The sequence below is a fragment of the Mycobacterium gordonae genome (genome assembly GCF_017086405.1).
Lineage (GTDB): Bacteria > Actinomycetota > Actinomycetes > Mycobacteriales > Mycobacteriaceae > Mycobacterium > Mycobacterium gordonae_D.
The window spans coordinates 6,248,595-6,273,127 of sequence record NZ_CP070973.1 but is presented as its reverse complement, the minus strand read 5'-3'; the positions used below and the strand labels follow the sequence as shown (position 1 = coordinate 6,273,127).

Annotated in this window: 25 protein-coding genes, 1 tRNA gene and 1 pseudogene; 13 read left to right on the top strand and 14 right to left on the bottom strand. The window is 64.5% G+C overall.

Annotation, left to right across the window (positions count from 1 at the left end):
- Positions 1-68 precede the first annotated feature (68 nt).
- From JX552_RS26905 to JX552_RS26895, 3 genes are all read right to left on the bottom strand, one after another.
- Positions 69-677 (bottom strand): PIN domain-containing protein, encoded by a 609-nt coding sequence (locus tag JX552_RS26905; RefSeq protein ID WP_205874820.1) that lies wholly within the window; start codon positions 675-677, stop codon positions 69-71.
- 30 nt (positions 678-707) lie between these two features.
- Positions 708-1,211: a helix-turn-helix domain-containing protein gene (locus tag JX552_RS26900; protein ID WP_205874819.1), complete on the bottom strand. Its 504-nt coding sequence runs from the start codon at positions 1,209-1,211 to the stop codon at positions 708-710.
- A 115-nt stretch (positions 1,212-1,326) separates the two neighbouring features.
- Positions 1,327-1,575, bottom strand: a complete 249-nt coding sequence (locus JX552_RS26895) for a hypothetical protein (protein ID WP_241010742.1) — start codon at positions 1,573-1,575, stop codon at positions 1,327-1,329.
- A gap of 354 nt (positions 1,576-1,929) precedes the next feature.
- Between JX552_RS26895 and JX552_RS26890 the strand changes: the two genes are divergently transcribed.
- Positions 1,930-3,189, top strand: a complete 1,260-nt coding sequence (locus tag JX552_RS26890; RefSeq protein WP_205874817.1) for a hypothetical protein — start codon at positions 1,930-1,932, stop codon at positions 3,187-3,189.
- Between the two features lie 156 nt (positions 3,190-3,345).
- Here JX552_RS26890 and JX552_RS34315 read toward each other — a convergent pair.
- From JX552_RS34315 to JX552_RS26880, 3 genes and pseudogenes are all read right to left on the bottom strand, one after another.
- Positions 3,346-3,466: pseudogene (locus JX552_RS34315) on the bottom strand (rolling circle replication-associated protein); the annotation flags it as partial.
- Between the two features lie 447 nt (positions 3,467-3,913).
- On the bottom strand, positions 3,914-4,171 hold the full coding sequence (locus JX552_RS26885; RefSeq protein ID WP_205874816.1) for a hypothetical protein: 258 nt from the start codon (positions 4,169-4,171) through the stop codon (positions 3,914-3,916).
- 503 nt (positions 4,172-4,674) lie between these two features.
- Positions 4,675-6,261, bottom strand: a complete 1,587-nt coding sequence (locus tag JX552_RS26880; protein ID WP_241010741.1) for a rolling circle replication-associated protein — start codon at positions 6,259-6,261, stop codon at positions 4,675-4,677.
- Between the two features lie 174 nt (positions 6,262-6,435).
- Between JX552_RS26880 and JX552_RS26875 the strand changes: the two genes are divergently transcribed.
- A tRNA-Phe gene (locus JX552_RS26875) sits at positions 6,436-6,503 on the top strand.
- Positions 6,504-6,632: 129 nt separating this feature from the next.
- Here the strand turns inward: JX552_RS26875 and JX552_RS26870 are convergent.
- From JX552_RS26870 to JX552_RS26860, 3 genes are all read right to left on the bottom strand, one after another.
- Positions 6,633-7,151, bottom strand: a complete 519-nt coding sequence (locus JX552_RS26870; RefSeq protein ID WP_205878779.1) for a hypothetical protein — start codon at positions 7,149-7,151, stop codon at positions 6,633-6,635.
- On the bottom strand, positions 7,148-7,372 hold the full coding sequence (locus JX552_RS26865) for a hypothetical protein (RefSeq protein WP_205874815.1): 225 nt from the start codon (positions 7,370-7,372) through the stop codon (positions 7,148-7,150). Before JX552_RS26865 ends, JX552_RS26870 begins: the two co-directional genes overlap by 4 nt.
- A gap of 1,388 nt (positions 7,373-8,760) precedes the next feature.
- The gene (locus JX552_RS26860) at positions 8,761-9,342 is read right to left on the bottom strand and encodes a hypothetical protein (protein WP_205874814.1); all 582 of its coding nucleotides are present in this window, start codon (positions 9,340-9,342) and stop codon (positions 8,761-8,763) included.
- 207 nt (positions 9,343-9,549) lie between these two features.
- Here JX552_RS26860 and JX552_RS26855 point away from each other — a divergent pair, with 207 nt between their 5' ends.
- The gene (locus JX552_RS26855) at positions 9,550-11,235 is read left to right on the top strand and encodes a multicopper oxidase family protein (RefSeq protein WP_205874813.1); all 1,686 of its coding nucleotides are present in this window, start codon (positions 9,550-9,552) and stop codon (positions 11,233-11,235) included.
- A gap of 2 nt (positions 11,236-11,237) precedes the next feature.
- The gene (locus JX552_RS26850) at positions 11,238-11,966 is read left to right on the top strand and encodes a hypothetical protein (RefSeq protein WP_205874812.1); all 729 of its coding nucleotides are present in this window, start codon (positions 11,238-11,240) and stop codon (positions 11,964-11,966) included.
- 64 nt (positions 11,967-12,030) lie between these two features.
- On the opposite strand, the gene JX552_RS26845 is transcribed toward JX552_RS26850, so the two are convergent.
- A complete protein-coding gene (locus JX552_RS26845; RefSeq protein ID WP_205874811.1) occupies positions 12,031-12,765 on the bottom strand; it encodes a Crp/Fnr family transcriptional regulator in 735 nt (244 codons plus the stop codon).
- A 205-nt stretch (positions 12,766-12,970) separates the two neighbouring features.
- On the opposite strand from JX552_RS26845, the gene JX552_RS26840 reads away from it, so the two are divergent.
- Complete coding sequence (locus tag JX552_RS26840) at positions 12,971-13,255, top strand: DUF427 domain-containing protein (protein WP_205874810.1); 285 nt, start codon at positions 12,971-12,973, stop codon at positions 13,253-13,255.
- A complete protein-coding gene (locus JX552_RS26835) occupies positions 13,245-13,631 on the top strand; it encodes a hypothetical protein (RefSeq protein WP_431195896.1) in 387 nt (128 codons plus the stop codon). The genes JX552_RS26840 and JX552_RS26835 overlap by 11 nt, the downstream gene beginning before the upstream one ends.
- Before the next feature lie 55 nt (positions 13,632-13,686).
- On the opposite strand, the gene JX552_RS26830 is transcribed toward JX552_RS26835, so the two are convergent.
- The gene (locus tag JX552_RS26830; protein ID WP_205874808.1) at positions 13,687-14,337 is read right to left on the bottom strand and encodes a biliverdin-producing heme oxygenase; all 651 of its coding nucleotides are present in this window, start codon (positions 14,335-14,337) and stop codon (positions 13,687-13,689) included.
- 85 nt (positions 14,338-14,422) lie between these two features.
- Positions 14,423-14,989 (bottom strand): TetR/AcrR family transcriptional regulator, encoded by a 567-nt coding sequence (locus JX552_RS26825; RefSeq protein ID WP_205874807.1) that lies wholly within the window; start codon positions 14,987-14,989, stop codon positions 14,423-14,425.
- Between the two features lie 137 nt (positions 14,990-15,126).
- Between JX552_RS26825 and JX552_RS26820 the strand changes: the two genes are divergently transcribed.
- Positions 15,127-15,771, top strand: a complete 645-nt coding sequence (locus JX552_RS26820) for a sensor domain-containing protein (protein WP_241010740.1) — start codon at positions 15,127-15,129, stop codon at positions 15,769-15,771.
- 65 nt (positions 15,772-15,836) lie between these two features.
- Here JX552_RS26820 and JX552_RS26815 read toward each other — a convergent pair whose 3' ends face one another.
- A complete protein-coding gene (locus tag JX552_RS26815) occupies positions 15,837-17,567 on the bottom strand; it encodes a CocE/NonD family hydrolase (protein ID WP_205874806.1) in 1,731 nt (576 codons plus the stop codon).
- Positions 17,568-17,704: 137 nt separating this feature from the next.
- Between JX552_RS26815 and JX552_RS26810 the strand changes: the two genes are divergently transcribed.
- Both JX552_RS26810 and JX552_RS26805 read left to right on the top strand, forming a co-directional pair.
- A complete protein-coding gene (locus JX552_RS26810; RefSeq protein WP_205874805.1) occupies positions 17,705-18,451 on the top strand; it encodes a M15 family metallopeptidase in 747 nt (248 codons plus the stop codon).
- Positions 18,452-18,511: 60 nt separating this feature from the next.
- A complete protein-coding gene (locus JX552_RS26805; protein ID WP_205874804.1) occupies positions 18,512-19,324 on the top strand; it encodes a class I SAM-dependent methyltransferase in 813 nt (270 codons plus the stop codon).
- 2 nt (positions 19,325-19,326) lie between these two features.
- Here the strand turns inward: JX552_RS26805 and JX552_RS26800 are convergent, their stop codons facing one another.
- Positions 19,327-19,977, bottom strand: a complete 651-nt coding sequence (locus JX552_RS26800; RefSeq protein WP_205874803.1) for a cutinase family protein — start codon at positions 19,975-19,977, stop codon at positions 19,327-19,329.
- 469 nt (positions 19,978-20,446) lie between these two features.
- Here JX552_RS26800 and JX552_RS26795 point away from each other — a divergent pair, with 469 nt between their 5' ends.
- From JX552_RS26795 to JX552_RS26780, 4 genes are read left to right on the top strand one after another with little or no spacing between them, the layout of a single operon-like run.
- The gene (locus JX552_RS26795) at positions 20,447-22,024 is read left to right on the top strand and encodes a methylmalonyl-CoA mutase family protein (protein ID WP_205874802.1); all 1,578 of its coding nucleotides are present in this window, start codon (positions 20,447-20,449) and stop codon (positions 22,022-22,024) included.
- A 1-nt stretch (position 22,025) separates the two neighbouring features.
- Positions 22,026-22,451 (top strand): cobalamin-dependent protein, encoded by a 426-nt coding sequence (locus tag JX552_RS26790; protein WP_205874801.1) that lies wholly within the window; start codon positions 22,026-22,028, stop codon positions 22,449-22,451.
- Complete coding sequence (locus JX552_RS26785; RefSeq protein WP_205874800.1) at positions 22,436-23,392, top strand: LLM class F420-dependent oxidoreductase; 957 nt, start codon at positions 22,436-22,438, stop codon at positions 23,390-23,392. The genes JX552_RS26790 and JX552_RS26785 overlap by 16 nt, the downstream gene beginning before the upstream one ends.
- Positions 23,393-23,418: 26 nt before the next feature.
- Positions 23,419-24,477 carry a CaiB/BaiF CoA transferase family protein gene (locus JX552_RS26780; RefSeq protein WP_277396101.1) on the top strand — a complete coding sequence of 353 codons (1,059 nt, stop codon included), beginning with the start codon at positions 23,419-23,421 and terminating at the stop codon, positions 24,475-24,477.
- The last annotated feature ends 56 nt before the right edge of the window (positions 24,478-24,533 follow it).

Here is a 24,533-nt window from a genome sequence, read left to right as displayed (position 1 = left end):
ATGCGCGCCGCCTCCAGCGCTGCGAATAAGGCAGGTCAATCACCGACCAGAACCTGATTGGTGGGCAGTTAGCCCGCTTGGTGAGGCGGGTCTTCGGTATCCGGCAACAGCGGGAGTAGTATCTCGGCGACCTCGGTCATGTTGTGCCGCGTCACTAGTAATTCGAGGATCTGCTCGGCGGTCTGCGGCGGGTTGGTTCGGCGATTCGACATCTCTCGCAACGCACGGGCCCCTGCATGCGGGTGTGCTGACACCGTGTTAGCGGCGAACTGATGTGGGTGCACGGTTTCGATGTCGGCCTCCACCAGCACGCCCGCTGCGCTGAACCCGGCCCGGCGATCATCTGTGACGATGGCGTCGACTTTGCCGATGATCGCGGCGTGGGCGACGTGGCCGTCATCGGGATCGGCTAGCCCGTAGTTGTATTCGCGGTCTTTGGGTGCGTGAACTTCTGAACCAGGGAACGCCTCCTTTAGCTGGTCGAAAAGGTGCTGACGGCGATTGGCGCTATCGGTGATCCCGCGCCTGTCGTGCAAGCTGGCGAGGACGTAGTCCAGCTCAAAGAGGATCCCAGACCCCCAAACAGGCGCGTAGGCCTCCTCGGTGGCCAGCTGCAACAGAAAGTCGCGCTGAAGGCTCGGCACGAGGGCGCAGGTGTCGAGGACGGCGCGATACACGCGGGTGAACCTTTCAGACGCCGCGGACGGTCAATGCTTGCGTTTTGCCTCGGCGAGTAACTCGGCGACTTCGTCGGCGTCGGCATCCGCGAACTCCGACGAGCTCTCGGTGATAAACCGGTTGCGTCGGGCGCGAAGCTCCTCGCGGTAAGCAAGAACATCGGCAAGCCGCAGCTTGCGACGCACAGCGCCGGGCACGTGCGCGTGCAACTCGCCGTCCTCGATCAGGCGAACTACCGTGGGGCGGCTCAGGCCGAGGATCTCGGCGGCCTGCTGGGTGGAGATTTCGCGGTCGCGAGTCAAGATACTTATGGACTGGCCGTGGCTGAGGGCGTGGGCGACACGCTTGAGGACTTCGTAAAGCTGCTCGGTCAGTTCGACACGATCGTGCTCGCCCGCGCCGGACAAGAAGAAGGCAGGCTCGGGAGATGTCCCGTGACGGGCCTCGTGCGCCTCCATGAAGCTGAGGACATCGGCAAGCCCATCGGCATCGGCCGGAACCGGGCTCACAATCTCCGCGGAGGCGTTGCTCATGGGTCTCACTTCCTCTCATCTCACCGTCGGAACCCAACCAATCGTAGCAGAGTTGCGAAAGTTACGAAAAGATCGCCCGCCTTAGACTCTGCGTCGCAATGTCTATTTTTCGACGCTAATCGTAGGTAACACGGTTGGCGCCAGCGGCTTTTAGCAGCCGGTCCCGTGATTCGCACAGGTTGTCGAGAGCGGAATTCAAGTCGAGGGCGGCGTTGGCCAGTTGGTGGCGCGCTGCAGGATCGCCGTGTGAAGCAAGTATTGCGGTCGCCGAGCGGAGCCTGTCCACGTAGAGCAGCGCATCAACGGTGTAGCGAGCCGTCTGCATTGGGGTGGCACCACCAGATCGTTGGAGGTGGTTGTTCATGAGCGCTGTCCAGTCGTCGATTATGCACCTGTCGAAGCCGTGCAGTGCGTTGAGCAACCAACGTTGCCAGGCTGGCGGCCGTCGCCGCAGTGGACGCGAATGTGTTGACGGAGAGGTCATCTCTAAACCCTAAGATCCGTACTCACCGTATCGCCACATCCGAACGAATCAGATTTCACAGGCGCTGCGCTGAATGCCGCGGCTAGCGAGTTCGCGCCGCTGTCAGAATTCGGTTCAGCGATGCCGGCGGGGGTAGCCCCGATCGTTCGCATCCTGTCAGGGCGCGCCGGTAGCGTCTAGTGGTGGGGTGACCCGGAGGGCCGATCAATGGTCTCCATTCAACGGAGCAAAAAGATGAGTAACGAGATCGAACTGGTTACCGACGGAGACGGGTTGGCCGTCATCGGCAACGCGGCCGATGTTGAGCGCTTCCTGCTCGACCAAGGCCTAGACGGGGCGCCCTCAAAAGTGCTGGATGCTCGCCGTCTTTCGTCGTTCGTGGGCACGAGTGGGACGGCGATGCAAGTCGGCTCGGAAGTGGCCGCAAACTCGGGACGCTGGGTCAAGCTGACTGCTGAGTCAGCGCAGGCCGTCAAGCAATACGGGCTGATGCCGACCAAGACCCCCGGTATCAGCCACGCGATGATCGGTAAGCCCGGCGAGGTCAAGCAGTGGCTTCAGATCGCTCAGGCCCCGACGAAGCTGCTTGCTGGCCCGTTGGCCCTCTCCGCGCTGTCGACGATGATGCAGCAACAGGCGATGCAGCAGCAGATGAACCGAATCGTGGAGTATCTCCAGGAGATCAACGAGAAGGTCGAGGACATCCGGCGTGCCCAGAAGGATGCGGTTCTCGCGGACATGATTGCTGTCGGCCTAGTTGTCGAGGATGCGCTGACGGTCCGCGACCAGGTCGGCCGGGTTTCGGAGATCACCTGGTCGAAGATCCAATCGGGCTCGTTGGTGCTCGCTCGGACGCAGGCGTACGCCATATGCCAACTTGAGGCCATCGCCGAGACTCTGGAGAGGAAGGCCGACCTCGGCAAGCTTGCTAAGGACACCAAAGAGGCCGAGCCTAAGGTGCGCGAGTGGCTGGCGGTTATCGCACGCTGCTTCCAGCTTCTGGACGGGGTGGCCGTGCTGGAACTCGATCGGGTGCTCGATTCCGCTCCCGAGGATCTCGACAGTCACCGGTTGGGCCTGACCAAGGCCCGGCAGAAACGGCTGGACGATATCTCGAGCGCCACCGCCCGGTTGCTGACTCAAATGAACGAGACGGCCCGCAACGCAAACGCCAAAGTGCTGTTCAATCCGCGCGACGCGCCCGCGGCTGTGAGGTCGAGCAACGAGGTCGTGAAGGGCTTGATGGCTTTTCGCGATCGACTGGGCATTGAGTCTGGTGACGCGCCCAGTGATGCGAAGCGATGGAGCCAGGCTGCGGGCGAGGTGGTGAACAAAGCGCTGGCGACCGGGTCAGCGGGCGCCACCGCGGCCAAAGACAAGGCCGCGGATCTGACCGACACGGCCAAGGTCAGAGCAACTGATTTGACCGATGCAGCCAGAGATAAGACGGCCGACCTCAGAGACTCCCTCCGAAGACGGTTCCGGCGCAAGTAATGCCGTTCCAGCGCGGCGCGCTGTGAAGACTGATTGAAGTTCCGAATGATGGGCGCCTACGCGATCGCGCGCGCAAGCTGGACGGCGAAGGTTGGGCCGTCATTCACGAGCGCGTATCCGCCGGCCAAGCCACCGTGAGTGCAGAGCGTTCGTCGTCGGCGAGCCGCGTCGCTGAAACTCTAGTTTCCAGCTATAGCGAGCTAGCCCACAGCATTCACGTTCGAAACGTTTGCACGCAAACCATGTGCCGCTTCGCGCTGGCGCCATCGGGGGTCAACCCCACCTCGCGGCAAGTCCAATATCGAGGCCCTCACTTTCGCTCGATGTGTTCGCGACTCTGACTTGCAACTGTCCGATTCGTCTTACGCCGGTTGTTCCAGGTTTTTTCGCCGAAAGCTTCATTCCTATTGGGTGACAACTTCGGCTTGGATGCCTGATCCTTTTAGACCGCCTCGTCATCATCCGCCGAGCGACGCCGCGTGGCCGAAGGCCAAGACAGCGACGGCGATAGAATTCGCGACTGCGGTGAGCAGGGCGATATCGCGGAAGGGATGGGGACCAAATGGGCGGTGTCGATGCATCGGCAGGCTTCGCCTATCAGCACTCCCGGGCAGTGCAAATGGCCTTGACATCGCCCCAGACCCTCAACGAGCAGCATCAGGAGCCATTTGCGCTTTGCGAAGAGGCGCGTTGAGTAGGAGAACCCCACAGTCCTGATGAGTCATTAGATTCCTCGGATTCTTCCATGTTTATCCAGCTCAACAGATAAATCTGCGCATTCTTTAAAGATCTTTCCGTGTATATCCTCGGCCGTCCACCTTATAAATTCTTCATCTGTATCAACAAGAACGATAAACCCAGCCCAGAAACGCAAGTGACTCCAGAGCTCGTCAATCTTAGAAACGTCAACAATACCTTTCGTAGAACATTTTTTTACATGAACATTTTTGTCTGTGTAGAGCTTAAAGACGATCTCACTCATCTTCCTAACTCACTTCTCACTCTAGCCCTCGCTGGGCTTGCATCCGTTACCGCGAAAGCAACCATTGACTGTCACCGAACCAACAAATGTTTGCCCCGACCCTTCCCTTTGTCGCAATTGAGCTTTCTGGTAGATTACTCACACTCCTTTGCCGTTTGTAGCAGTATTGCAAAATTGAATATAAAAAATACCATAATCTGGAACTGAGTTGCCTCCTAAGTCGCCAGCAAAAGAATGGGTTCTACTTTTCGAAATGCATTTCTCGAAAGTATCACATCGATCCTGGCTTTCCCATATGCATCTCTTGTTCTACGTCAAATTGCCGATTCTAGACAAACGGCCCTTACGTGTGCTGCTGGGCATGGGTAACCAACGATGCGGAAGCCTGGTCGAGGTCCACCAGCATGTGGAGCTTTGGGCGTTCTCGGCCTCGACACGACTGGCATGCAGGCTGGGCCCCGTAGAGTGGGCTCCCAGTGCTACCGACGCGCCTGGACGGCACCTCAGCCGTGCACACTTACGCGCCCGACGATTTCCGTGGGGGCTTTTGACGGCGAGATACTCGACCAGGCGCCGGACGCTAACCCCGCGGCGAGTTGAGCCGCAAACGTTGGACCGTCATTCACAAGGGCGTAGCCACCGGCCAACCCGCTTTGGCAACACAGCGTTCGTCGTCGGCGCACCCGCCGGTGCACTGCGACGCCTGACTTGCGGTCGAGACGCGAAACCAGGCGTATGGCCGTGCGCGGCACAACCGAAGTGGGGAAGCGGCTGCCTGAATCGCCGTAAACCGCTTGGTTGCGTGACCAGCGCCGGACGATACGGCGAGCAGCGATGTATGCGTCCTGAGCGACCTCGACCACGGTGATGGCTTTCTTGAGTCCGTACACGCCCCAGAATCTGCCGGGGCCGCGTCCGGGTTGCCGCCACAGTTCGGGAACGATGTGCTGATATTCCTTGTCGCCGTGCAGATTTGGCGATGAATGCTTGGTGAAGTAGATGGCCAGCCGTTTAGGGTCGCAGGCCTTCAGTCCATTACGCACGTCGATGGCTGTTCCGGCGAGCCGGTGGCGAGCTTTCTGCACCGGGTCGGGGTGGTCGACGATCTGTGCCCAAGTCTCGGACAGCCACTGTGCGAAGCCCCGGCCCGAGCGGCCCGGTGACATGGGTGGTGCCATCCAGAGATGAATGTGAGGGGCGCCGCGCCGCTGAAACTCCAACTTCCAGATGTAGCAGGCTGATTCGCAATACTCACGTTGAAAGCGCTTGCGCCACAACACCATGTGTCGCTTCACGCTGGCGCCATCCGGCGCGACGACCTCCCAGTCACCCGGATAGGTGAGCGTGACCATCGCCGGGACACGATCAGACTCCACTAGCGGGCTGTAGTCGAGTTCGGCGAAGGTGCGGCACATCGCCGACCGTGATTTTCGGGACCACTCGGTGATGACACCACTGGAACTGTGCTGGGCGTTTTCCGTAGGACTCCGTCGTGTCGAAGACACGACGGCCTGAGCATCGTTCCCGCCTGTGCTGGCGAGGTCGTCTCTGATTTTCAGCTTGGCATCCTCGACGTCACGTTGGTGATGACCAACGGCCCGCTCGGCGGCTTTCGCGACCCGGACGGGATTGGTCCACCCGAGTCGCACGACGCCGGGGCCGACGGTGATGCGAAAACGTCCCGATTCAGGTTCGGTGCCTCGACGGTCAGGACCGGAAGCCCACGGTGCCGCCGGCTCGAACAATGCTGCGGCTGCGGTGACCATCTCGGGGCTGGGGAATCGCAGCCCCAATGCGTCGATCGCCCGCAGATCGCCAGTCGCGACCCCGTCGGCAAGCGAGTCGCGGACATTTTCGGCACATATAACAAGCCCGCCGGCCGGGGCCGGGTTGAGGCCGTTGCCTCGGTCGACGTCCGGCCGACCACTGTCGCTCTCGCGCCCTGCGGCCTGGGCGGCCTCGGGCGCTCGCGACCTACCGCCAACCGAGGCGCCGGCAGAACCGTGCCGCAAAGACTGGTGTTGCGATGACGATGCCGAGCCCTGCGTCGAGGGTGACGGTATGGCGGCTGATGAGGCGATGCTGGGCATCGGGATGCCTGCTCCCCGGAGCCCGCGCAACCGCGCACAACTCAGGCGGCAGCACGGAAGCTCCTGATAGGGAGTGCAAGCACCGTGTCCGGTTTATGTCCGTTCGCCGGACAGGCTGAATGCGTCAGCGCAGCTCAATGCGGCGCATACGACGAACAGAATCAGATAAACCGCAGGTCAGCGGCTAATCCGTCCGCCTGAAAAGCGGAAGGTCGGCGGTTCGATCCCGCCCCTGGCCACCAGGTTTGACCTGCGCCACCGTAGTGGGCATTACTCGGCTCAGATTCCGGCCAATGCCAAGATAATCCGACCGGCTTCTCGGCAGGGCGGGCTCTGAGACGTGCGACCACATTTCGGGAACGTGACGTCCTTCACAGCTGCAGCCATCCTGCGCCTCGAGGTGACAACACAAAGGCTCGTCCATGAGGATCTTTGCAAGCCGTGGTCTGCGCATCGTCGACACCGCAGATCACCCCTTCGAGGGTGAGGGTGTGGAAGGGCGGCAGCGTCTTGAAGGCCGGTCCGTTTGCAGCAGCAATCGGCGTGCTGGTTCGCCGCAGACCGACATCGGTCCTGATCGAGTTGACGCCTTCGGACGGGTCCACCGCTGCGGGTGGGATACCGGGAAAGTTGTTACCGGTGCATCCTGCAGCGGCCGGTGCGCTGGTGAATTTGCAGCTGATGCCGTCGGGCGTGCGGAAGTAGAACATGGGAACCGGCGGGTGACCCGGCGTGGCGAAGGGTATCTCGTAGTCCTGTGGGTTGGCTGCGGTGTATTTGCTGAGATCGGGAAACAACGGCAAGTCGGCCTGAGATGCCGGTCGGCATCCGCCAGCGGCCAATCCAGCAGCTGCCGCAATGCCGATCACCGCGGCGCGTAGCGCATTCATGGCTTAGCCGCATCCTTTGCCTGCATGTCGACGCCGATGCTACGCGGGAGGCGGGCTCGAATTGCGTCTTGGCGTTCGAGCAGGCGCCCTTTGTCGGCGATGCAAGCTCCATAGGCGCCCTGTTCGGTCGGCAGGATAATGGTGCGCGCGCACCGCGCGTTGTACCTGCCCATTTCACTGTCGATATCGGCCCATGCTGCGCGAGCCTGCTCCGCGGTCATAGCTTCGGCGTCGACCGGTCTCGACGGCGGCGGGTGTTGTTTGTATGTGTGGTTGTCGACGGCGCGGACTTGGCTGCTCGTGGGCGGCATGGCAGGGGCGGACAGTTGCGGGAAACCGTCACCGACCCCGGCTACCGCGGCGGTTACTCTGCCGGCGACTAGGGCGTCGAGGCCCTATTGGTTGTGAGGCGCGCCGACGGATCTGGCCGGCGAAGACGTGGGCTTGTGCACGTCAGACCGTCCGCTGGGCAGCTGACCGGCCAATCATCCGATCGGTGACCGAAAGATCCTCGCCCACTTCGAATCCCGCTGTACGAGCGTCTTCGACGGCGTAGCGCACACGGGAACGGGCGGCATACAGATCCGAGGCCCCCACTGCGCGCCACGCGGGCCGCCGCCCGCATCTGGTCGACCGCTGCGCTGGTGGTTTGCAGGTCGGCATGCGTGGCGGCGATCAACGCCCTGGGCGGCTTCGCCGCTCCAATCGGCCGACACGACGTCCCGCCAGACCTGTTGGGCGACGACGGAATTGCGCCGCTCACGCTGTCCCAATAGGCGAGCGCCTCGGTGAGATGGTTGGTGGGGGCAACCGCGTCGGTCGGTTCACTTACCGAAGCACCCCGTCGCCCAGCCGCCCGAACAATCTCGATATCCACACGCAACGACGGCTGCAGACAGCCGAATAGAAGTTTCGTTCCCCAAGGGATTGGATGGATTTCCCTGTCGCAAGCACTAGAGAAACGACACACGGCTACGCACGTCCGCCGGCGTCGCGGCTCGAAGGATCCATGTCCGGTCTCAAATTTGACTTGCGACCGCCGCCGCCGAACCGATCCTCGCGCGGACACATCGGCTACTACCGCGGATAGGGCACCGCCGCGTCGGATCGCCGATGGTCACCAAAGACGGACGACCCGCATACCCGTCGTCCAGCCGATTCACAACTGGGACAAAGCAACTAGCCGTGACCGCGCTGCGTGTTGCGATCCTCGGTCAGCTGGCTAACGGCCCGGGCCAGCTCCGGGCACGGCACGCGGCCGAGTACGAGTAGGAGTCCGAATCCCTCAGCTCCAGCCACGCCGATTCTCGGTGCGGCCACGCTTGCCACGACGCCGATGCGAAACCGTGACCGCCAGCGCCCACTTCGCCGGGACAGCAGAAAGCGCACAGCGCTGCTTCCAGCGTCGGGTACCCGCACGCGGGGCAGATGTTGGTGATCATTCGCTGCGACTCCCAGTGGACGTGTGCCGGACCTTGTGGCGACTACCCTCGGCCCGGGCAAGGTAAACGCTTATGTGACACGGCTATCCATTGGCGCCGTGCGCAGCTGCCCGGCTTCGACCCACCGCGCGTGCCCGGCGAACGGGCAAAGCCCAGCGTATGGGCCGCTAGTTGCCCGGCTCGACGGGGTGGCGCGGCCAGGTCGGGCTGCGCTCGGGGTCGGAGTCGCGCAGGACGTCGGCGCGGGCCAGATCGCGGGCATTGGACGGATATGAAGTGTCGACACACCACCATGCGTCACAGATTTTCGCCCACCACTGCGGAACCGGTAGCGGGGAGGCGCCGCAGGCCAGCACCCCGTAGGAATCCGGGTCGCCATTACCCGGCCCGGATGCGACGAATTGATCCACCATCGTCTCGACTTTGCCGTCGACATTGATCTCGCAATGCACGTTGGCTGAATACGGCGGTGGAATGCTTACCTGCACACCCGCTTTCGCCGAGTCAGCCAGCATGGTGCTGGTTGTGAATTCCCGGCCCGTTGCGCTCAGCGGAGCCGTCGCCGTATACCTGTCGTTGACCATGTAGATCACCCTGGCGCTGGAAACCGGAGCGTCAACCTTGACTGTGTAGGTGATGTCGTGCGGACTGTGCGGGTCAGCAAGCGCCGTCCCGGGGCTCACCAGTGAACTGGAAACGGCGCAGGTGACAACGGCGGACAGCGCCAGTCCGTGAGTCTGCAAACTCATGACGGCGGATACTACGCCGCTCCCTTTCCCACGGCCAGGCCTTTCTGGCATCCTCGGATCCGCTTCTACTTGCAAAGAAATTTCAACCGAATCGTCGTCCGGCTGACACGTCCTCACGGTGCCGAAATGCGAAAACAACTGCGCCTTCCGCGCGCTGTCCGTTCGGGTTAGGCTCTGCGCCAAGCTTCAGACAACCGAGGATGCACAATGGATTCTGCCTTTCTCCGGCGTCGCCTCTGGGAAAGTCCGGTGGACCGCAGGACTTTTCTGGCGTTGGCTGCTGCAACGGCCGGTGCGGGCGTCATCCGAAGTGCCGCTCCGGCACGGGCCGGAGGCGAAGAGCTTCGGGATCTGGACCAGGTGTCCAGCCAGGACGGTGTCCTGGACTACACCCTGGAGGTGGTGACCAATCCGGTCGACCTGGGTGGTCGGCAGGTGACGCTGGAGACCTATAACGGCCAGTTCCCGGGACCGATCTTGCGGATCAGGCAGGGGGACAACCTGCGGTTACTGCTCAAGAACCGCATCGTCCCGGTGGGGATCCCGACCAACAACGTGTTCATGGTGCCCTACTGCGCCTCCAAGTCCAACGACCCGCGCTTCGATACCCGGCGGGCCTGCGTCCACGACTTCTGGAACCGTTGGGAGAGAAGGGCAACCATCCTGCAGGAGCTGGTGGACACCAACCTGCACACGCACGGGTTGCAGGTCTCTCCGGAAGATCCAGGGGACAACGTCGGACTTCAGCTGGGCCCCCTGCAGGATCACCAGTACAGCTACAACATCGCCGCCAACCAACCGACAGGCCTGCACTGGTATCACCCACATTTCCACACGGCGACAGCGCATCAGCTGTGGAACGGGCTGTGCGGTCCCATCATCGTCGAGGGCGAGATCGACGCGGTTCCCGAGATAGCCGAGATGCGGGAACGCACCATCGTCATTAACGAGATGTGGATCGCGGACGACAGCGCTGAGGTGCCCTTTGCCGTCGTGGTCCCGATGGCCGGTCACGCGCCGTTCGAATCCATTCCCGCGGTGCCGTCGTCGATGTATTTCCCGCTCAACGGTCAGGTACTGCCGGACATCAGCATCAAACCGGGCGAGGCGCAACGCTGGCGGGTTCTCAATGCCTGCCCACATCGCTCGATCTGGTTGCATGTCGAAGGCCACACCCTGCATCAGATCGGCACCGACGGAACGCCCTATCCCGCGCCCAGACCCCGAGCGAACATCATGCTGGCCGCGGGCAATCGGGCGGAGTTCATCGTCAAAGGCGGCGAGCCCGGACGGTACCGGGTTTACGCCGCAGCCTACGATCAGGGCCACCCCGGCGGCCCCCGTCCGGCCATGGCGCTGGGCACGTTGGTGGTGCGTGGCGCCTCCGTTACCAGCCGCATGCCTACAACCTTGGTGGAGCCGCCTCGGATGCCCAACCTGCCGGTGGCCCGACGCCGCACCATGGTGTTCTCCGGTGACATCACCGGCCGGACCGGCATGGGTGTGCAGTTTCTCATCGACGGGCAGGAGTTCGACCACCACCGGATCGACGCCGAAGTGGAGGCCGGCACGATCGAAGAGTGGACCCTCATCAACGAGGATGTCTTTCAGCACCCAATTCATATACACGTCAACCCGTTTCAAGTCGTCGACATCCACGGCATTCCGGACGGCGACACGAGTTGGCAAACGGAACCCGATGTTTGGTGGGACACTTTCCGGCTACCGCCGTTCGGTCGCTACACCCTGCGCATGTATTTCCGCCCGGACGTGACGGGCACGACCGTCTACCACTGCCACATCCTGCCGCATGAGGACAGAGGAATGATGGGCCTGCTGAAGATCGATCCGCCCGGACAGCACGAACAGCACGAACACCACACGATGGGGTGACGATGCGCCGTCCATTGTTCCTAACCCTCACGCTGGCGGCGTTGTCGGCCATCGGCATCGCCACCGCCGAGCCGTCCCAGCAGCCTATGCAAAACCAGGGCCGCTACAGCTTCAACCAACAGCATCGCGACAACCTGAGTTGGTGGAACCGGACCTGGGTTCCTCAGCTCATCCCCAAGGGCGCTCTGCTGGAGGTGCAGCTCCCCAGCGATCCGATCCACTGGATCCCCTATGGCGAGCCACAGTGTCAGCCCAGCCCCGGCTGGAACTGGGCTGAATTGAGCGGATCCTGGTACCCCGACGGCCCCTCCAGGCATCAGCGGGTGGCGGTGGAACTCGAAGGACAGCGAACCGTCCCGAACCAGAACCGCTACCGGGAGTCAGCAAACCCCTACGAACTGCCAGGCGTCTATGTCCCGTTCGACAAGCGGGTGATTGGCAGCTCGACCATCACGATCTTCGATTACCGGCTCCTGCCAGGACCGCCCGACGACTACTGGGCAGGCAGGGGTCTGGCGACGATCTGCCTGCGTCCGGACCCGATCCCTGAAGACGTACGGGTGCTTGGCTTTCCGCCCGACACGCCACCCACCTTTGTTCTCACACTGGTCGTCGGCGTGCGGCAGGCATCTTTCGGCGGTGGCCTGCCGCCCACCCCGCTGCCCCTGCCTCCAGAGGTGCACTTGGAACCGGACCCACCGACTCCGCCCAACGAAGCTCCTCCCGGCTAGGTGAGCCGAATCCGGGCAGCGACGAACCCGAAACCGGACAGGGGGTCGGCGGCGAAACCCAAAACTATTGGGCGAGAGCGGCTAAGCCATCGCGGTCGATGATGTCGATGACGGCATAGCCGACCTTGATCACGTTATTGCGCTCGAAGTCCTTGATCACCTTGTTGATCGACGGCCGCCGGACACCGAGCATCGCTGCGATGGTGCGTTGGGCGAGTTCCACACGCGACTCGACCGCCTCGTCGAGCAGCAGCTGCGCGAGTTGCGCAGCCAGTGGGCGGCCCAGCATTGCGATCAATCTGGCCTGACTGGCCGTCACACGCTGCGCCACACTGGACAGCCAACGTCTCGCGATCGCCGGGTGGTTGACGAGCAGTCGATCAAAGGCTCTTCGGTCCAGCAGCAGACAACTCGAGCCGGTCAGCGTCCGCGCAGTGTAGGGCGGTGGGACGTCGAGCAATAGTTGGATATCACCGTCGACGTCGCCGGGCCGCAGTACGTCGACCACGGCGCGGCGCCGGCCGGAACCGACGGCAAGTTCTATCCGTCCCTGCCGCACAATGCATACGCCAGTCGCCGCCTGGTCCGCGCGGAATACCACCGTCCCCGGTGGATATGTCCGGGGTTGCAGATGCTCCGCCAAGGCCGACAGGTCGCTGGGATGCAGTGGCGCCGACGCCCCGCGGCCGACACACCGCGCCACCCAGGCCGCGTGCCTCAACTGAAGATCCCCGACCGCCTCCCCGCCCCCCAGTGATTGCGCAAGATCTCTCAGCGGATCTGTCGGTTCTTTCGACATGTGCCTCCTCGATGCGTCGATGATCATGTCACTCATGTGCCACCCGCGCCTATGAATACGCGGAAACCGCGCCCAGGATGCCGGCCAGAACACCACGCCGTAACTGTCGCGCGGTCAACAAATGTCCTCGGTATGACACTTCGCATGCGTGCGGCAATCAAATAGCCTGCAATGGTCGAGACAAGCTCACAGAAGGTTGGCGAAAATGATTCGTGCGCTCTGGAATGGGGCCGTGCTGGCGGAAGCGTCGGAAACCGTTCGGCTCGAGGGAAACCATTACTTCCCACCGGATTCGGTGCGCCACGAGCATCTGACCGAGAGTTCGACCACCACCATCTGCCCGTGGAAAGGCACGGCTCACTACTACACCGTGTCCGTTGACGGCGAAGTGAATCCGGACGCCGCCTGGTACTACCCGACCCCGAGTGATCAGGCCCAGCAGATCAAGGACCACGTCGCATTCTGGAAGGGCGTGCGGATTGAGAGCTAGCGGCAAGGAACACTTGGCACGCGCCGTGCCGGGCGAAAGCGGGCGGCTGCCGGTCTGGCGCATCGGTATCACCGGGGGTGTGGTCGGCATCCTGTGCTGCGTCGGTCCCACCGTGCTGGCAGCCTTCGGCATCATCAGCGGCGCAACGGCATTGGCGTGGGCGAACAATCTCTACGGCAACTACGCATGGTGGTTCCGGCTGACCGGCCTCGGTGTGCTCGTGCTGCTGGCGGTGATCGCGTTGAGGCGACGCGATCATTGCAGCCTGGGCGGAGTACGCCGACTGCGCTGGCGGCTAGCGACGATGGTGGCGATCGCCGTCGCCACCTATGCCGTCTTGTACGCGGTGACCACCTGGCTGGAACGATTCGCGTGATTGCGTTGCGGCATGAAAGGTCTTGCCCCAAGCCATGTTTGGTGGAAGCCCGGGGTCAGCGCCGATAGATCGAAAGGTTGGCCGCGAGCTCGTTGAACAATGCCTGATTGAGGTTGAAGGCCACGCGTACCTCGTCGACCGCGCGCTCGATGTCGTCGTTCCCGAGATCGAGATCGTCGAGCCTGGCGCGGTAGGCATCCTTGTACGGCTTGGCGCGCACCGGGAAGTTGTAGAAGGCCAGGCCGGCTCCGTCCAGCCCGAACGTGCGGTCGAGAATCCTGCCGATCGCCTGTCCGCCCGAGAGGTCACCGAGGTAGCGGGTGTAGTGATGGGCAACCAGCGCGCCGCCCCAGGAGGCGCAGGCCAGTCGGTCCCGGTATGCCCGAGCGGCCGGAGAGTCGATCTGGCGCGCGGCGTTCGGTGCCCAGTACGCCAGGTCGGTGTCGATCGCCGCCAGGCGTTCCAATGACGGGTCGTACACCGCGGCCACGAGAGGGTCGTCGCGGTGAGCGCGCACCGCCGCCTCGAGTGCTTCGTAGATCACCCGCAGCCGCAGCAGGTAGTCGGTGTAGCCGCGGCGGTTGACTCGGCCGGAAAGCAATTCGGACACATATGGTGAGTGCTCCGCCGCCTCGTGTTCGGCCGTCGATCCTTCTTTCATCGCAACGGAGAAGGGGCGGACGGCCTCGGCGGTCCTCGGTCGCATCTCGGCTCCACATCCCGGTGCACCCCGGTCAAGTTTTTTGACAATCTGTCAGAAACTTACCACATGCCTGCCGGGTCCGCTCCTACTATGGAGTCCCGCCCAGCGCGCGCAGCACAAATCGCTCGATCGTCGCTGCCGGCAGATCCCGCGGACCCAGACAGGCGTGAATCAGCGAGATGGTGGCGGCCTGGTCCTCGATGACGAACTGCCCGCAGGCCACGCCGTCGGTCAGGATCTCGCGCAACACATCCTCGATGGCGAGCACGTGGTCGCGGATGGCGTGCCTGGCGTCGTATGACAAAGCGCCGTAGAGCTGGGGGCCCAGGCCCATGTGGAACTGTTCGCCGGCGTTGAGCTGGTGCCTGATGTAGATGGCCAGGCGCTGCACCGGGTCGTCGACGTCGGCCAGGTCGGCCCGCAGGCCGTCGATGTAGCGGCTGGTCTCGTGCGAGGCGAATGCGACGACCACCGCTTCCTTGTCGGCGAAGTGGTGATAGATCGCGGTGCGGCCGATGTCGGCCGCTGCCGCGAGCTTGGCCATGGTGATGGCATCGAAGCTGTGCGCGGCCATCAGGCTGGCGAACGCCTCGAAGACGCGTCGTTGTACCTGCTCGCGGTGCTCCTCCACTGACGACGCGCTGATCTTGGGCACGCGGCGACTCTAACCCCAACGTAAGATGACAAGCGGGTAAGGAAGAGCAGGGGACAGGGGCGGGTGCGCTCGCCCGGGGAACGTCGCAGCCATTGCGTCGCCGACCGCGGACCGAAGTCCGCAGAGAACGGCTTGTCATGACGTCATTGATGATGAGGCCACTACGGGGGCTGATCGCCTGCTGCGCGCTGCTGACGGTCGTGGCCTGTTCGCATGGCGGCGCCTCGGCTCACCACAGCGCCCCTGCCGCATCCCGGGCCGACGCGCTGATCATCAGCATCGAAGAGGTCCGTCGTATCGCCAATTACGAGGAGCTCACCGCGCATTCGCACGCGGATCTGCGGCAGCCGCCGGCCGGAGACATCAACGCGCCGGGGCCGTGCCGGGCCGCCGGAATCAGTGACGTCACGTTTGGCACCGGCTGGTCGGAGTTCCGCAGTGCGGGCTATCACGGCATCACCGACGACCTCAAGCCCGGGGGACCCGCCATGATCCAGACGGTCAGCCAGGCCGTCGCCGTGTATCCCGATTCGAGCACCGCCCGCGGAGTTCTCCACCAGCTGGAAACGTCCTTGCAAGCGTGCGCCGCGTTGGGCGACCCCCGCTACGACTTCACCCTCGACCGGCCGGATTCGGGCACCCTGCGGATCAATGCCCGTGCCTGGAGCCATGTCTACCGGGAGAAGTCGGCGGTGTTGCTGTCTGTCGGCGTGTTGGGACTCGAGCCGGCCGACCAAATCGCACGGACCATTCTCCAGACGGCCACCGAACGCATCGGTTAGCTGCGACCGGCTACGCCGCTCTTGCGATCGCTTCGAGATCGATGGTCGCGATCCGCTGCGACCGGCTACGCCGTTCTTGCGATCGCTTCGAGCACTGAAAGCAGCAACCGCGACGACGAGCGCACGGTGTTGCGGCTGCTGGTGCCGACGCTGGCGTGACGGAAGTTCATGATCGCCGGGATGGACGGGTCCTGGTCGTCGCTGGCGAGCACCAGCCGGATGCGGTGCCCCGGCCGGAGCCGTCGAGCATTGGCCACCAACGGGATTCGATATTCGACGTCTTCGCCGATCGGCACCGCCTGCGGATTCCGGCACGGCAGCACCGGCGCGCCGGGGCGGCTGGCTGCTTGGTCGACCTCCCGCAAGCTGGCGCGCAACCAGCCCGCGGTCACGTCGGTGACGTGTCCGTCGGGCGCCACATCCTGCAGCGTCACCATCCAGGCGGTGTCCATGGCGGTGGCGGATGCGACCAGGCGCAGTTCGAAGTCCCCCACCAGGTCGAGGTCGCCGGTGAGCGGGGCGCTGGTCCAGGTCAGCAGCGCGGGTGGGTCGATCGCGCTGGGCTTGACGCGACCGAGGCCCGCACCTAGAACCAGGTATTCGCAGGCGCCCGGCGTGCCCTCGTCCTCGCTGAGGGTGCCGTCGGCGCGCAGCGCGAATTCACGGTATGTCGCCTCCGGCGGCGGCCACGACTCGGCGGTGCGCCACTCGTCGGCTCCGGGCAGGAAGTAGCGGACGGGCGGACCTTCGGTGATGCCGGTGTCGCGGCCCTTGAGCCAATGGTCGTACCAGGCCAGCGCTTCGGTGTGCATGCTTTCCCACGGCCAGGTCAGTCCGAACTTGTCCAGCATGCCCATCCGCACGCAGGCGTTGTCCGACAACCCTTTCCACGCGGCGAACGTGGACGGCAGATGGAGCGGCACGTTTTCCCAGTCGCACCCCAGATAGACCGGAATGTCGATCTCCTTCAGCAACGGCAACAGGTTTCGCTCATCCCACCACTCGTCGCGGGTGGGGTGGTTGACTGCCGTGTCGAGCCACAGCTCATCCCATGGGTGTGGGTTGTGCGGCAGCTTGATCAGCTGGCGCAGCATGGTGACCGCGGACTCGCCGTTCATGGTGGCGAACTTCTTGTGCAGCCGGGGCGTGTGCAGCACCCGCCGGATCAGGCTCACCGGCAGACTGCGCCACAACTTGTCGCTGCGTTCGGAGGTCAGGCCCGTCATCGCCAGGAATGGGGTGACGAAGGATGAGCTGAACAGGCCGTGGTGGCTGGCCGCTTCATAGAGGTCCGCGGTCACGGCGACCGGGAAGATCGCCTTGAGGTGCGGCGGTCGCTCGACGGCGGCCTCGAGCTGAGACATCGCGAAGTAGCTGATGCCGATCATGCCGACGTTTCCGTCGCACCAGGGCTGGGCGGCGACCCACTCGACGAGGTCGTACATGTCCTGGCGCTCCTGGGCATCGAGGAAGCCGAAGGTTCCGCCCGAGCCGCACGTGCCGCGCAGGTTGGCGATCACGTGCGCGTAACCGCGCGGCACCCAGAAGTCGGTCACGCCGGCTTCGATGAATCCGGCCGGGGCGCCGAAGTCCTGCATCTGACGCGGATACGGCGACGCCGCCAGCAGCGCGGGGAACCGGCCCTGTGAGTCGGGCCGGTGGACGTCGGCCAGCAGCGTGACGCCGTCCCGCATGGCGACCGGCACATTGTTATCCCGCCGGCAGCCGTACTGCGGCTCGCTGAGGTTGCGGTAGTCCCGGCCGGTGGTCTGCGGGCCGTTGAGCGCGTTCGGCATAGTTTCACGCTACGTTGAAATTAATTTCAACGCAAGGGGAAACTCCGGTTCGGAGCGGTGCTGCTGGCGTGGCGGTGTCGGTGGGGTGCCCAACGGGCCGGGACAATGGCCCGGTGCGTTGTCTGAAACCTCTGCTGATGGCAGGCATGATCGCGGTGTCGGCCGGCTGCCAGGTTGTGCCGTCGGCATTTCCCGGCGCCCCGTCGGATGTCCGTACGACCACCGTGGTGCCCGTCCGGCCCGTGGGTACCACGGCCCCGACCGGTCCTGGCTTGCCGCCGCTGAGCCAGGAGGCCCATGCCGCGGAGTTCGTCGACGTCCGATCCGTGGTGCCCGACGCGATCATCGACCTGCGCTATGCGACGACGAACAACTTCACCAAGACGCAGTTGTATCCCGCCGACGCGCGGTGTCTGGTGCATCAATCCCTAGCGCCCGGTTTGGCCGCCGCAGCCAACGCACTGCGCCCGCAGGGCCACGTGCTGGTCTTCTGGGACTGCTATCGCCCACATGACGTGCAGGTCAAAATGTTCCAGATAGTCCCGAACCCGGCCTGGGTGGCGCGGCCCGGACCGTATGCGACGAGCCACGAAGCGGGACGATCGGTTGACGTCACCTTCGCCGGCGGGCGGCCGCAATGCCCGACGCAACAACTGGTCACCGGGATATGCCTGGCCGACATGGGCACCGACTTCGACGACTTCACCTCGCGCGCAACTGCATTCGCGACCCAGGATGTCAGCGTCGAAGCACAGGCCAACCGCAAGCGGCTGCGCGACGCGTTGAACTACGGAGGGCTTACCGTCTATTCGGGCGAGTGGTGGCACTTCGACGGTCCCGGCGCCGCTGCGCAACGCCCGATCCTCAACGTGCCGCTCGACTAGCGTCTCACATGACGAGACATCAATCTCGAATAGTGAGTGATAGCGTTAAGCTGGGCAGCCATGAGCGAGCCGCATCGAGCCGTCTACACGCACGGGCATCACGAGTCGGTATTGCGGAGTCACCGGCGACGGACTGCCGAGGACTCCGCGGCCTACTTGTTGCCGCACCTGCGGCCGGGGCTGTCGTTGCTCGACATCGGTTGCGGACCGGGGACGATCACCGTCGACCTGGCCACCAGGGTGGCGCCGGGGCCGGTGACGGCTGTCGAACTCACCGACGACGCGCTGGACCTGGCGCGCGGCGAGGCGCAACGGCGTGACGCGTCCAACGTCGCATTCGTCACCTCCGATGTCCATGCGCTCGACTTTCCCGACGACACCTTCGACGTCGTTCACGCACATCAAGTGCTGCAGCATGTGGCCGATCCGGTCCAGGCGCTGCGCGAGATGCGACGTGTCTGCGTGCCGGGCGGACTGGTCGCGGTTCGCGACGCCGACTACGCCGGGTTCATCTGGTTCCCCCGTATTGCGCAGCTCGACCGTTGGCTGGAGCTGTATCAGACGGCGGCACGCGCCAACGGCGGCGAACCGGATGCGGGCCGCCGGCTGTTGTCGTGGGCCCGGCAGGCCGGCTTCAGCGACATCAGCCCGACCGCCGGGATGTGGTGCTACGCCACCTCCGAAACCCGGCAATGGTGGGGCGGCATGTGGGCCGATCGGATCTTGCAGTCGGACCTGGCGGCTCAGCTGGTGGCTTCAGGTCTGGCGAATACCGCTGAGCTCGAGGAGATTTCGGCGGCCTGGCGAGCATGGGCGGCGACGCCTGACGGTTGGCTGGGGATCCCCCACGGTGAGATCCTCTGCCGGGCCTAGTTTTACCGCGACAGCCTGCTGCGGGTGAAGTCCGCGGCCTGGTTGGCCATCCCGTTGTCCCGGTAGGAGCTGTGGGCGGCCCGGTCACGCCCGCCAGGCGCGCACACCGGATCCCCGTCAGCGCACAGTTGCAGGGTCTTGGCGGCATACAGAGGGCCGATGCTGATGGGTGGCGCGCTGCGGTCGACCAGGTGCAAGAACCCGTCCGAGGGGGGCGCGAAGAGCACTACGGCGGCGACCTTGGAGGCGACGGCAGGCGGCATGGGGCCGGTCCCGTCGGGCAGGACAACACCGTCCGGCACGGAATCGGTGGTGGTGTAGGCCGCGACGGCCGCGCCCTGGGAGTAACCACCCAGGACAATTTTGGTGTTCGGGCAGTTGGCCGCGGTGGCCTCGACCTTGCTGCTCGCGTCGGCGACGCCGTCGACCGCGCGGCCGAAGTCCAGCGACGCCGGATAGTTGACGGGATCGACTGACACCGTCTTGCCGACCAGGCGCGCATTGAGGGCATCGACGAACGCCTGACCGGTGGCGCCCACGCCGGGCGCCTCGAAGGTGCCGCGGGCGAAAACCACATCGACGTCGGGACATCCGGGATCGGCGGCCGCTCGCGGCACGGTGCCCCAAGGTCCGACCAGGGCCACGACGGACATGACTACCGTGGCCAGCCAAGGCGTCACCCGAGGCAACGACAGGGCAGGCAATCTGCTGCAGCTCAAGGTCGGCTCTTTTCGGTCGGGTGAGGGGGTCCGCCAAGTACGAACCTGTGGCGGGGGCAGTTTGTTCCAGCTTGATGCGCGCCCGTCTTCTCCAGGCGCGTGGTGAGCCTAAAACACCGCGCGGTGAACTGCAGTGCGCGAGCGAGGCGGCCACGATGCCCGCCCGGCCGGCCGGTTGGCGGCATTTGCGCAGTTGGTTGGCGGTGGCGGACGGCGCGGCGACGTTTGTCGGCGGACTGGCCAGTGTGCTCATGCTCACACGATCCGCCGCGGCCGGTCGCCTGCGCCTGGAATCAAGGGTGCGGAGCTGCAGAACGCCCGTCTGTGAGCGGCCGTTGTGGCATATGGCCAGCTCAGGTTGCGGTATTGGCATTCTCTTTTTTTGCAAGTACGTTATGCAACGATGGATAACGCAGCCCAGACCCCATCGGGCATCCCGCTTGCGCCGGTGTATGGACCGGCGGATCGACGCGCCGACCCTTCGCCGCCGGGGGAGTACCCCTTCACCCGGGGCAACTTCGCGTCGGGATACCGCGGCAAGTTGTGGACTTTTCGGCAGTACTCGGGATTTGGCACGGCCGAAGAGTCCAACCGCCGTTACCGCTACCTACTCGACCAGGGCGGTACCGGCTTGTCCGTCGCGCTCGACTTGCCGACCCAGTGCGGGTATGACTCTGACGACCCGGACTTCGGTGAGGAAGTCGGCCGGGTCGGTGTCGCGGTCGACACCCTGGCCGACTTCGAGATCCTGTTCGACGGCATCCCGCTGGACAAACTCAGCACGAGCATGACCATCAACGGCACCGCGGCCATCCTGCTGGCCTTCTATGTCGCCGCCGCGGAGCGCAAAGGCATACCCCGGGCCAAGCTCACCGGCACCATCCAGAACGACATCCTCAAGGAATATGCCTCGCGCGGGACCTGGATCTGGCCGCCCGAGCCCTCACTGCGGCTGATCGCCGACACCATCGAGTTCTGCGCGGCCGAGGTGCCGAGGTTCAACGCAATCTCGGTGGCCGGGGCGCACTTTCGGGATGCCGGCGCGACCGCGGTACAGGAGATGGCGCTCACCCTGGCCGACGGCGTCACCTACTGCGACACCGTGGTGCAACGCGGCCGGATGAGCATCGACGAATTCGCCCCGCAGATCTCCTTCTTCTTCTACACCCACGGCGACTTCTTCGAAGAGGTCGCCAAATACCGTGCGGGAAGACGGCGTTGGGCCACCATCGTGCGGGAGCGCTACGGGTCGAGCAAGGACAAGGCGTCGATGTTCCGGTTCGGCTGCGTCTGCGGCGGGGCATCCCTGTACGGGCCGCAGGCGCGGAACAACGTAGTGCGAGTGGCCTACGAGGCGATGGCGGCGGTTCTGGGCGGAGTCCAGTCGATGTTCACCGCCGCCTGGGACGAGCCGTTCGCGCTACCCTCCGAGGAGTCCACCACCCTGGCCCTGCGCACCCAGCAGATCCTCGCCTATGAAACCGGCGTCGCTGCCGTCGCCGACCCGCTAGGTGGTTCCTATTTCGTGGAGGCGCTCACCGACGCCACCGAGGCCCGCATCATCGAGATCATGGCCGACCTCGAGCAGCACGGCGGCATGGTCAGCGCGATCGAAGACGGCTATCTGCAGTGCCTGATCGCCGATGAGGCATACAAGATCCACCAGGACATCGAGTCAGGCGCGCGTCCGGTGGTCGGGGTAAACCGGTTCGTGTCGCAGGAGCCGGAGCCCGACGTCGTCAGCTACGAACTCGACGCCGAGGGGCGTGATCTCCAGCTCAAACGGCTCGCCAAAGTGAAGGCCGAAAGAGACAGCGCCGCGGTGCATTCCACACTCGCCGCGTTGTCGCGCAGCGCCGAAGGATCCGACAACCTGATGCACAAGCTGATCGACTGCGCCAACGCATACTGCACCGTGGGTGAAATGGTCTCCGCGCTCAAGAGTGTCTGGGGCGAGTTTCAGCAACCGGTGGTGTTCTAGGGTGGCCGCCCGGATTCTGGTCGCCAAGCCCGGTTTGGACGGGCATGACCGTGGTGCCAAGATCGTCGCCCGTGCGCTGCGCGACGCGGGTTTCGAGGTCGTCTACACCGGAATCCGGCAGCGCATCGAAGACATCGCGTCCATCGCGGTGCAGGAGGACGTCGCCGTGGTGGGTTTGAGCATCCTGTCCGGCGCGCATCTGGCGCTCACGACGCGCACCGTCGAGGCGCTGCGCGCCGCCGATGCCGCGGACATCGCCGTCGTGGTCGGCGGCACCATCCCGCACGCCGATGTGCCCAAGCTGTTGTCCGCCGGCGCGGCGGCGGTCTTTCCCACCGGAACGGCACTGGACGTTCTGGTGCGCGACATCCGCGCGCTCACCGGGACGGCCGAACCAGTGCAGGAGGAACCGTGCGCGTCGGAGTGATGATCGGCGCCGAGCGAGGCGACATGACCCGCAAGGTGGCCAAGCTGGTCGCCGACATCGAGTGGGCCGAATCCGCCGGACTGGACACCGCGTGGATGCCGCAGGTGCCCGATGATTTCGACTGCCTGACCATGGTGTCGCTGATGGCCGCGCACAGCTCACGCATCGAGCTGGGCACCGCGGTGGTGCCGCTGCAGGCCCAGCATCCGATTGCGCTTGCCCGCCAAGCGCTCTCGACGCACGCGGTGGCCGCCGGCAGGCTGGCGTTGGGCGTCGGACCGTCCCACCACTGGATCATCCGCGACATGCTCGGCCTGCCGTATGAGAAGCCGGCCGCCTACACCCGCGATTACCTGCAGGTGCTCAACGCGGCCACGGCGGGAACGGGATCTGTTGACGTCGAGAACGATTCGTTCACCGTGCACAACCCGACGGTGCTGGCGGCCGACCCCCCGATGCCGGTGCTGGTGGCCGCGCTGGGGCCGGTGATGCTTCAGTTGGCCGGTGAGCTGGCCGACGGCACCGTGCTGTGGATGGCTGACGAACGCGCGATCGGTGATCACATCGCGCCGAAGATCACCAAGGCCGCTGCGGCCGCCGGTCGCCCGGCGCCCCGGATCGTCGCGGGCATCCCGGTATGCCTCTGCGCCCCTGGGGAAGTCGATGCGGCCAAGGAACGGGCCAACCGCATTCTGGGGGAGGCGGAGGTGTCGCCGAACTATCAGCGATTGCTCGAACGCGGCGACGCCCGCGACGTCGGTGATCTGTGCGCGGCCGGCGACCCCGAGCAGATTCTGGCCCGGATGCGCCGCTTCGCCGACTCCGGTGTGACCGATCTGTCGGTGCGGCTGCTGCCGATCGGTGACAATCGCGACGAACTGATCGCGTCGAAACGCCGGACGCGGGAGATGATCGCCGAATTGGCCGCGGAGTGGCGGTGAGCGGACACAAGAGTACTCCGGAACACGTGTTCCAGGGTGCTTTCACGTCTGCTCGCGAGGGGGAGGGACCGCTGGCAGGCATCCGGATCTTGGAAGTCGGCACCATGCTGGCCGGCCCGTACGCCACCATGCTGCTCGCGGATCTGGGCGCGGATGTCACCAAGATCGAGCCGGTCGGCGGTGAGATCTCCCGCAGAGTCTCCGACAGCTACTTCGCCAGCCTCAACCGCAACAAGTCCAGCATCTGCCTCGACCTCAACTCGCCGGACGGGCAACAGCGATTGGGTGAGCTGGTCGTGAGATCGCATGCGCTGCTGGTGAATTTGAAGCCATCGGCCATACACAGGCTGGGACTGACTTACGAGGCGCTGCGGCGCCATAATGACAAGATCGTATGCGTCGCGATCACCGGCTTCGGGCTGAATGGCGGTGACGATCCGGCGTTCGACTACGTGGTGCAGGCCGGTGTCGGCATTGCCGCGCTGACGGGCGATCCGGACGGTCCGCCGACACTGCCCGGCTACTCGTCGGCCGACAACTCCACCGGAATGTGCGCGGCGCTGGGTCTTTTGGCCAAGATCGTCTCGGGCAGCGGTGGACAGGTGGATGTGTCGCTGCGCGACGTGATGTTCTCGCAGCTGAATTACCATGCGGCAGCCTATCTCAACGGCGGCGTCGAGCCGCAGCGGCGTCCCTTTGGCGCCCACTCGTACTACGTTCCCGCTCAACTCTTTCCGACTGCTGACGGATATCTGGCCCTGTTCATCACGCATGACGGATTCTGGAAATCATTCGCCGCCGAGGCCGGCGTCGACGGCTTCGAGACGATGACACAACGGGTGGCTCAGCGCGACGATGTCTTGGCCGTGGTCACCGCGGCACTGGCGACCGACACCGCGGCACACTGGGAACGGCGACTGCGCCCCCTGGGCGTGCCGGCGGCGGCGGTACGGACACTGCCCGAGGCATTGACGGCGACACCGGAAGTGGTGGTGCAGGCGGGCGATTTCCGGTTGGTCGGCAGCCCGATCCAGATCAAGGGCTATCAGCCCGGCTATCGGCCACCCCCGCGGCTGGGGTGCTGAGCGCCGCCCACCGTGGAATACTTTCCGGGCGATCGCAGTTCCTTCATGCACAACGA

Bases quoted from the DNA above. Each gene is read 5' to 3' on its own strand.
- JX552_RS26845 (WP_205874811.1), bottom strand. From the start codon at position 12,765: ATGTCGAAAGAACCGACAGATCCGCTGAGAGATCTTGCGCAATCACTG.
- JX552_RS26810 (WP_205874805.1), top strand. From the start codon at position 17,705: ATGGCAGGCATGATCGCGGTGTCGGCCGGCTGCCAGGTTGTGCCGTCG.
- JX552_RS26840 (WP_205874810.1), top strand. From the start codon at position 12,971: ATGATTCGTGCGCTCTGGAATGGGGCCGTGCTGGCGGAAGCGTCGGAA.
- JX552_RS26885 (WP_205874816.1), bottom strand. From the start codon at position 4,171: ATGAGTGAGATCGTCTTTAAGCTCTACACAGACAAAAATGTTCATGTA.
- JX552_RS26880 (WP_241010741.1), bottom strand. From the start codon at position 6,261: ATGCCCAGCATCGCCTCATCAGCCGCCATACCGTCACCCTCGACGCAG.
- JX552_RS26830 (WP_205874808.1), bottom strand. From the start codon at position 14,337: ATGCGACCGAGGACCGCCGAGGCCGTCCGCCCCTTCTCCGTTGCGATG.
- JX552_RS26900 (WP_205874819.1), bottom strand. From the start codon at position 1,211: ATGAGCAACGCCTCCGCGGAGATTGTGAGCCCGGTTCCGGCCGATGCC.
- JX552_RS26815 (WP_205874806.1), bottom strand. From the start codon at position 17,567: ATGCCGAACGCGCTCAACGGCCCGCAGACCACCGGCCGGGACTACCGC.
- JX552_RS26820 (WP_241010740.1), top strand. From the start codon at position 15,127: ATGACGTCATTGATGATGAGGCCACTACGGGGGCTGATCGCCTGCTGC.
- JX552_RS26805 (WP_205874804.1), top strand. From the start codon at position 18,512: ATGAGCGAGCCGCATCGAGCCGTCTACACGCACGGGCATCACGAGTCG.
- JX552_RS26850 (WP_205874812.1), top strand. From the start codon at position 11,238: ATGCGCCGTCCATTGTTCCTAACCCTCACGCTGGCGGCGTTGTCGGCC.
- JX552_RS26865 (WP_205874815.1), bottom strand. From the start codon at position 7,372: ATGACCGCGGAGCAGGCTCGCGCAGCATGGGCCGATATCGACAGTGAA.
- JX552_RS26860 (WP_205874814.1), bottom strand. From the start codon at position 9,342: ATGAGTTTGCAGACTCACGGACTGGCGCTGTCCGCCGTTGTCACCTGC.
- JX552_RS26795 (WP_205874802.1), top strand. From the start codon at position 20,447: ATGGATAACGCAGCCCAGACCCCATCGGGCATCCCGCTTGCGCCGGTG.
- JX552_RS26870 (WP_205878779.1), bottom strand. From the start codon at position 7,151: ATGAATGCGCTACGCGCCGCGGTGATCGGCATTGCGGCAGCTGCTGGA.
- JX552_RS26890 (WP_205874817.1), top strand. From the start codon at position 1,930: ATGAGTAACGAGATCGAACTGGTTACCGACGGAGACGGGTTGGCCGTC.
- JX552_RS26855 (WP_205874813.1), top strand. From the start codon at position 9,550: ATGGATTCTGCCTTTCTCCGGCGTCGCCTCTGGGAAAGTCCGGTGGAC.
- JX552_RS26800 (WP_205874803.1), bottom strand. From the start codon at position 19,977: ATGTCCGTCGTGGCCCTGGTCGGACCTTGGGGCACCGTGCCGCGAGCG.
- JX552_RS26895 (WP_241010742.1), bottom strand. From the start codon at position 1,575: ATGAACAACCACCTCCAACGATCTGGTGGTGCCACCCCAATGCAGACG.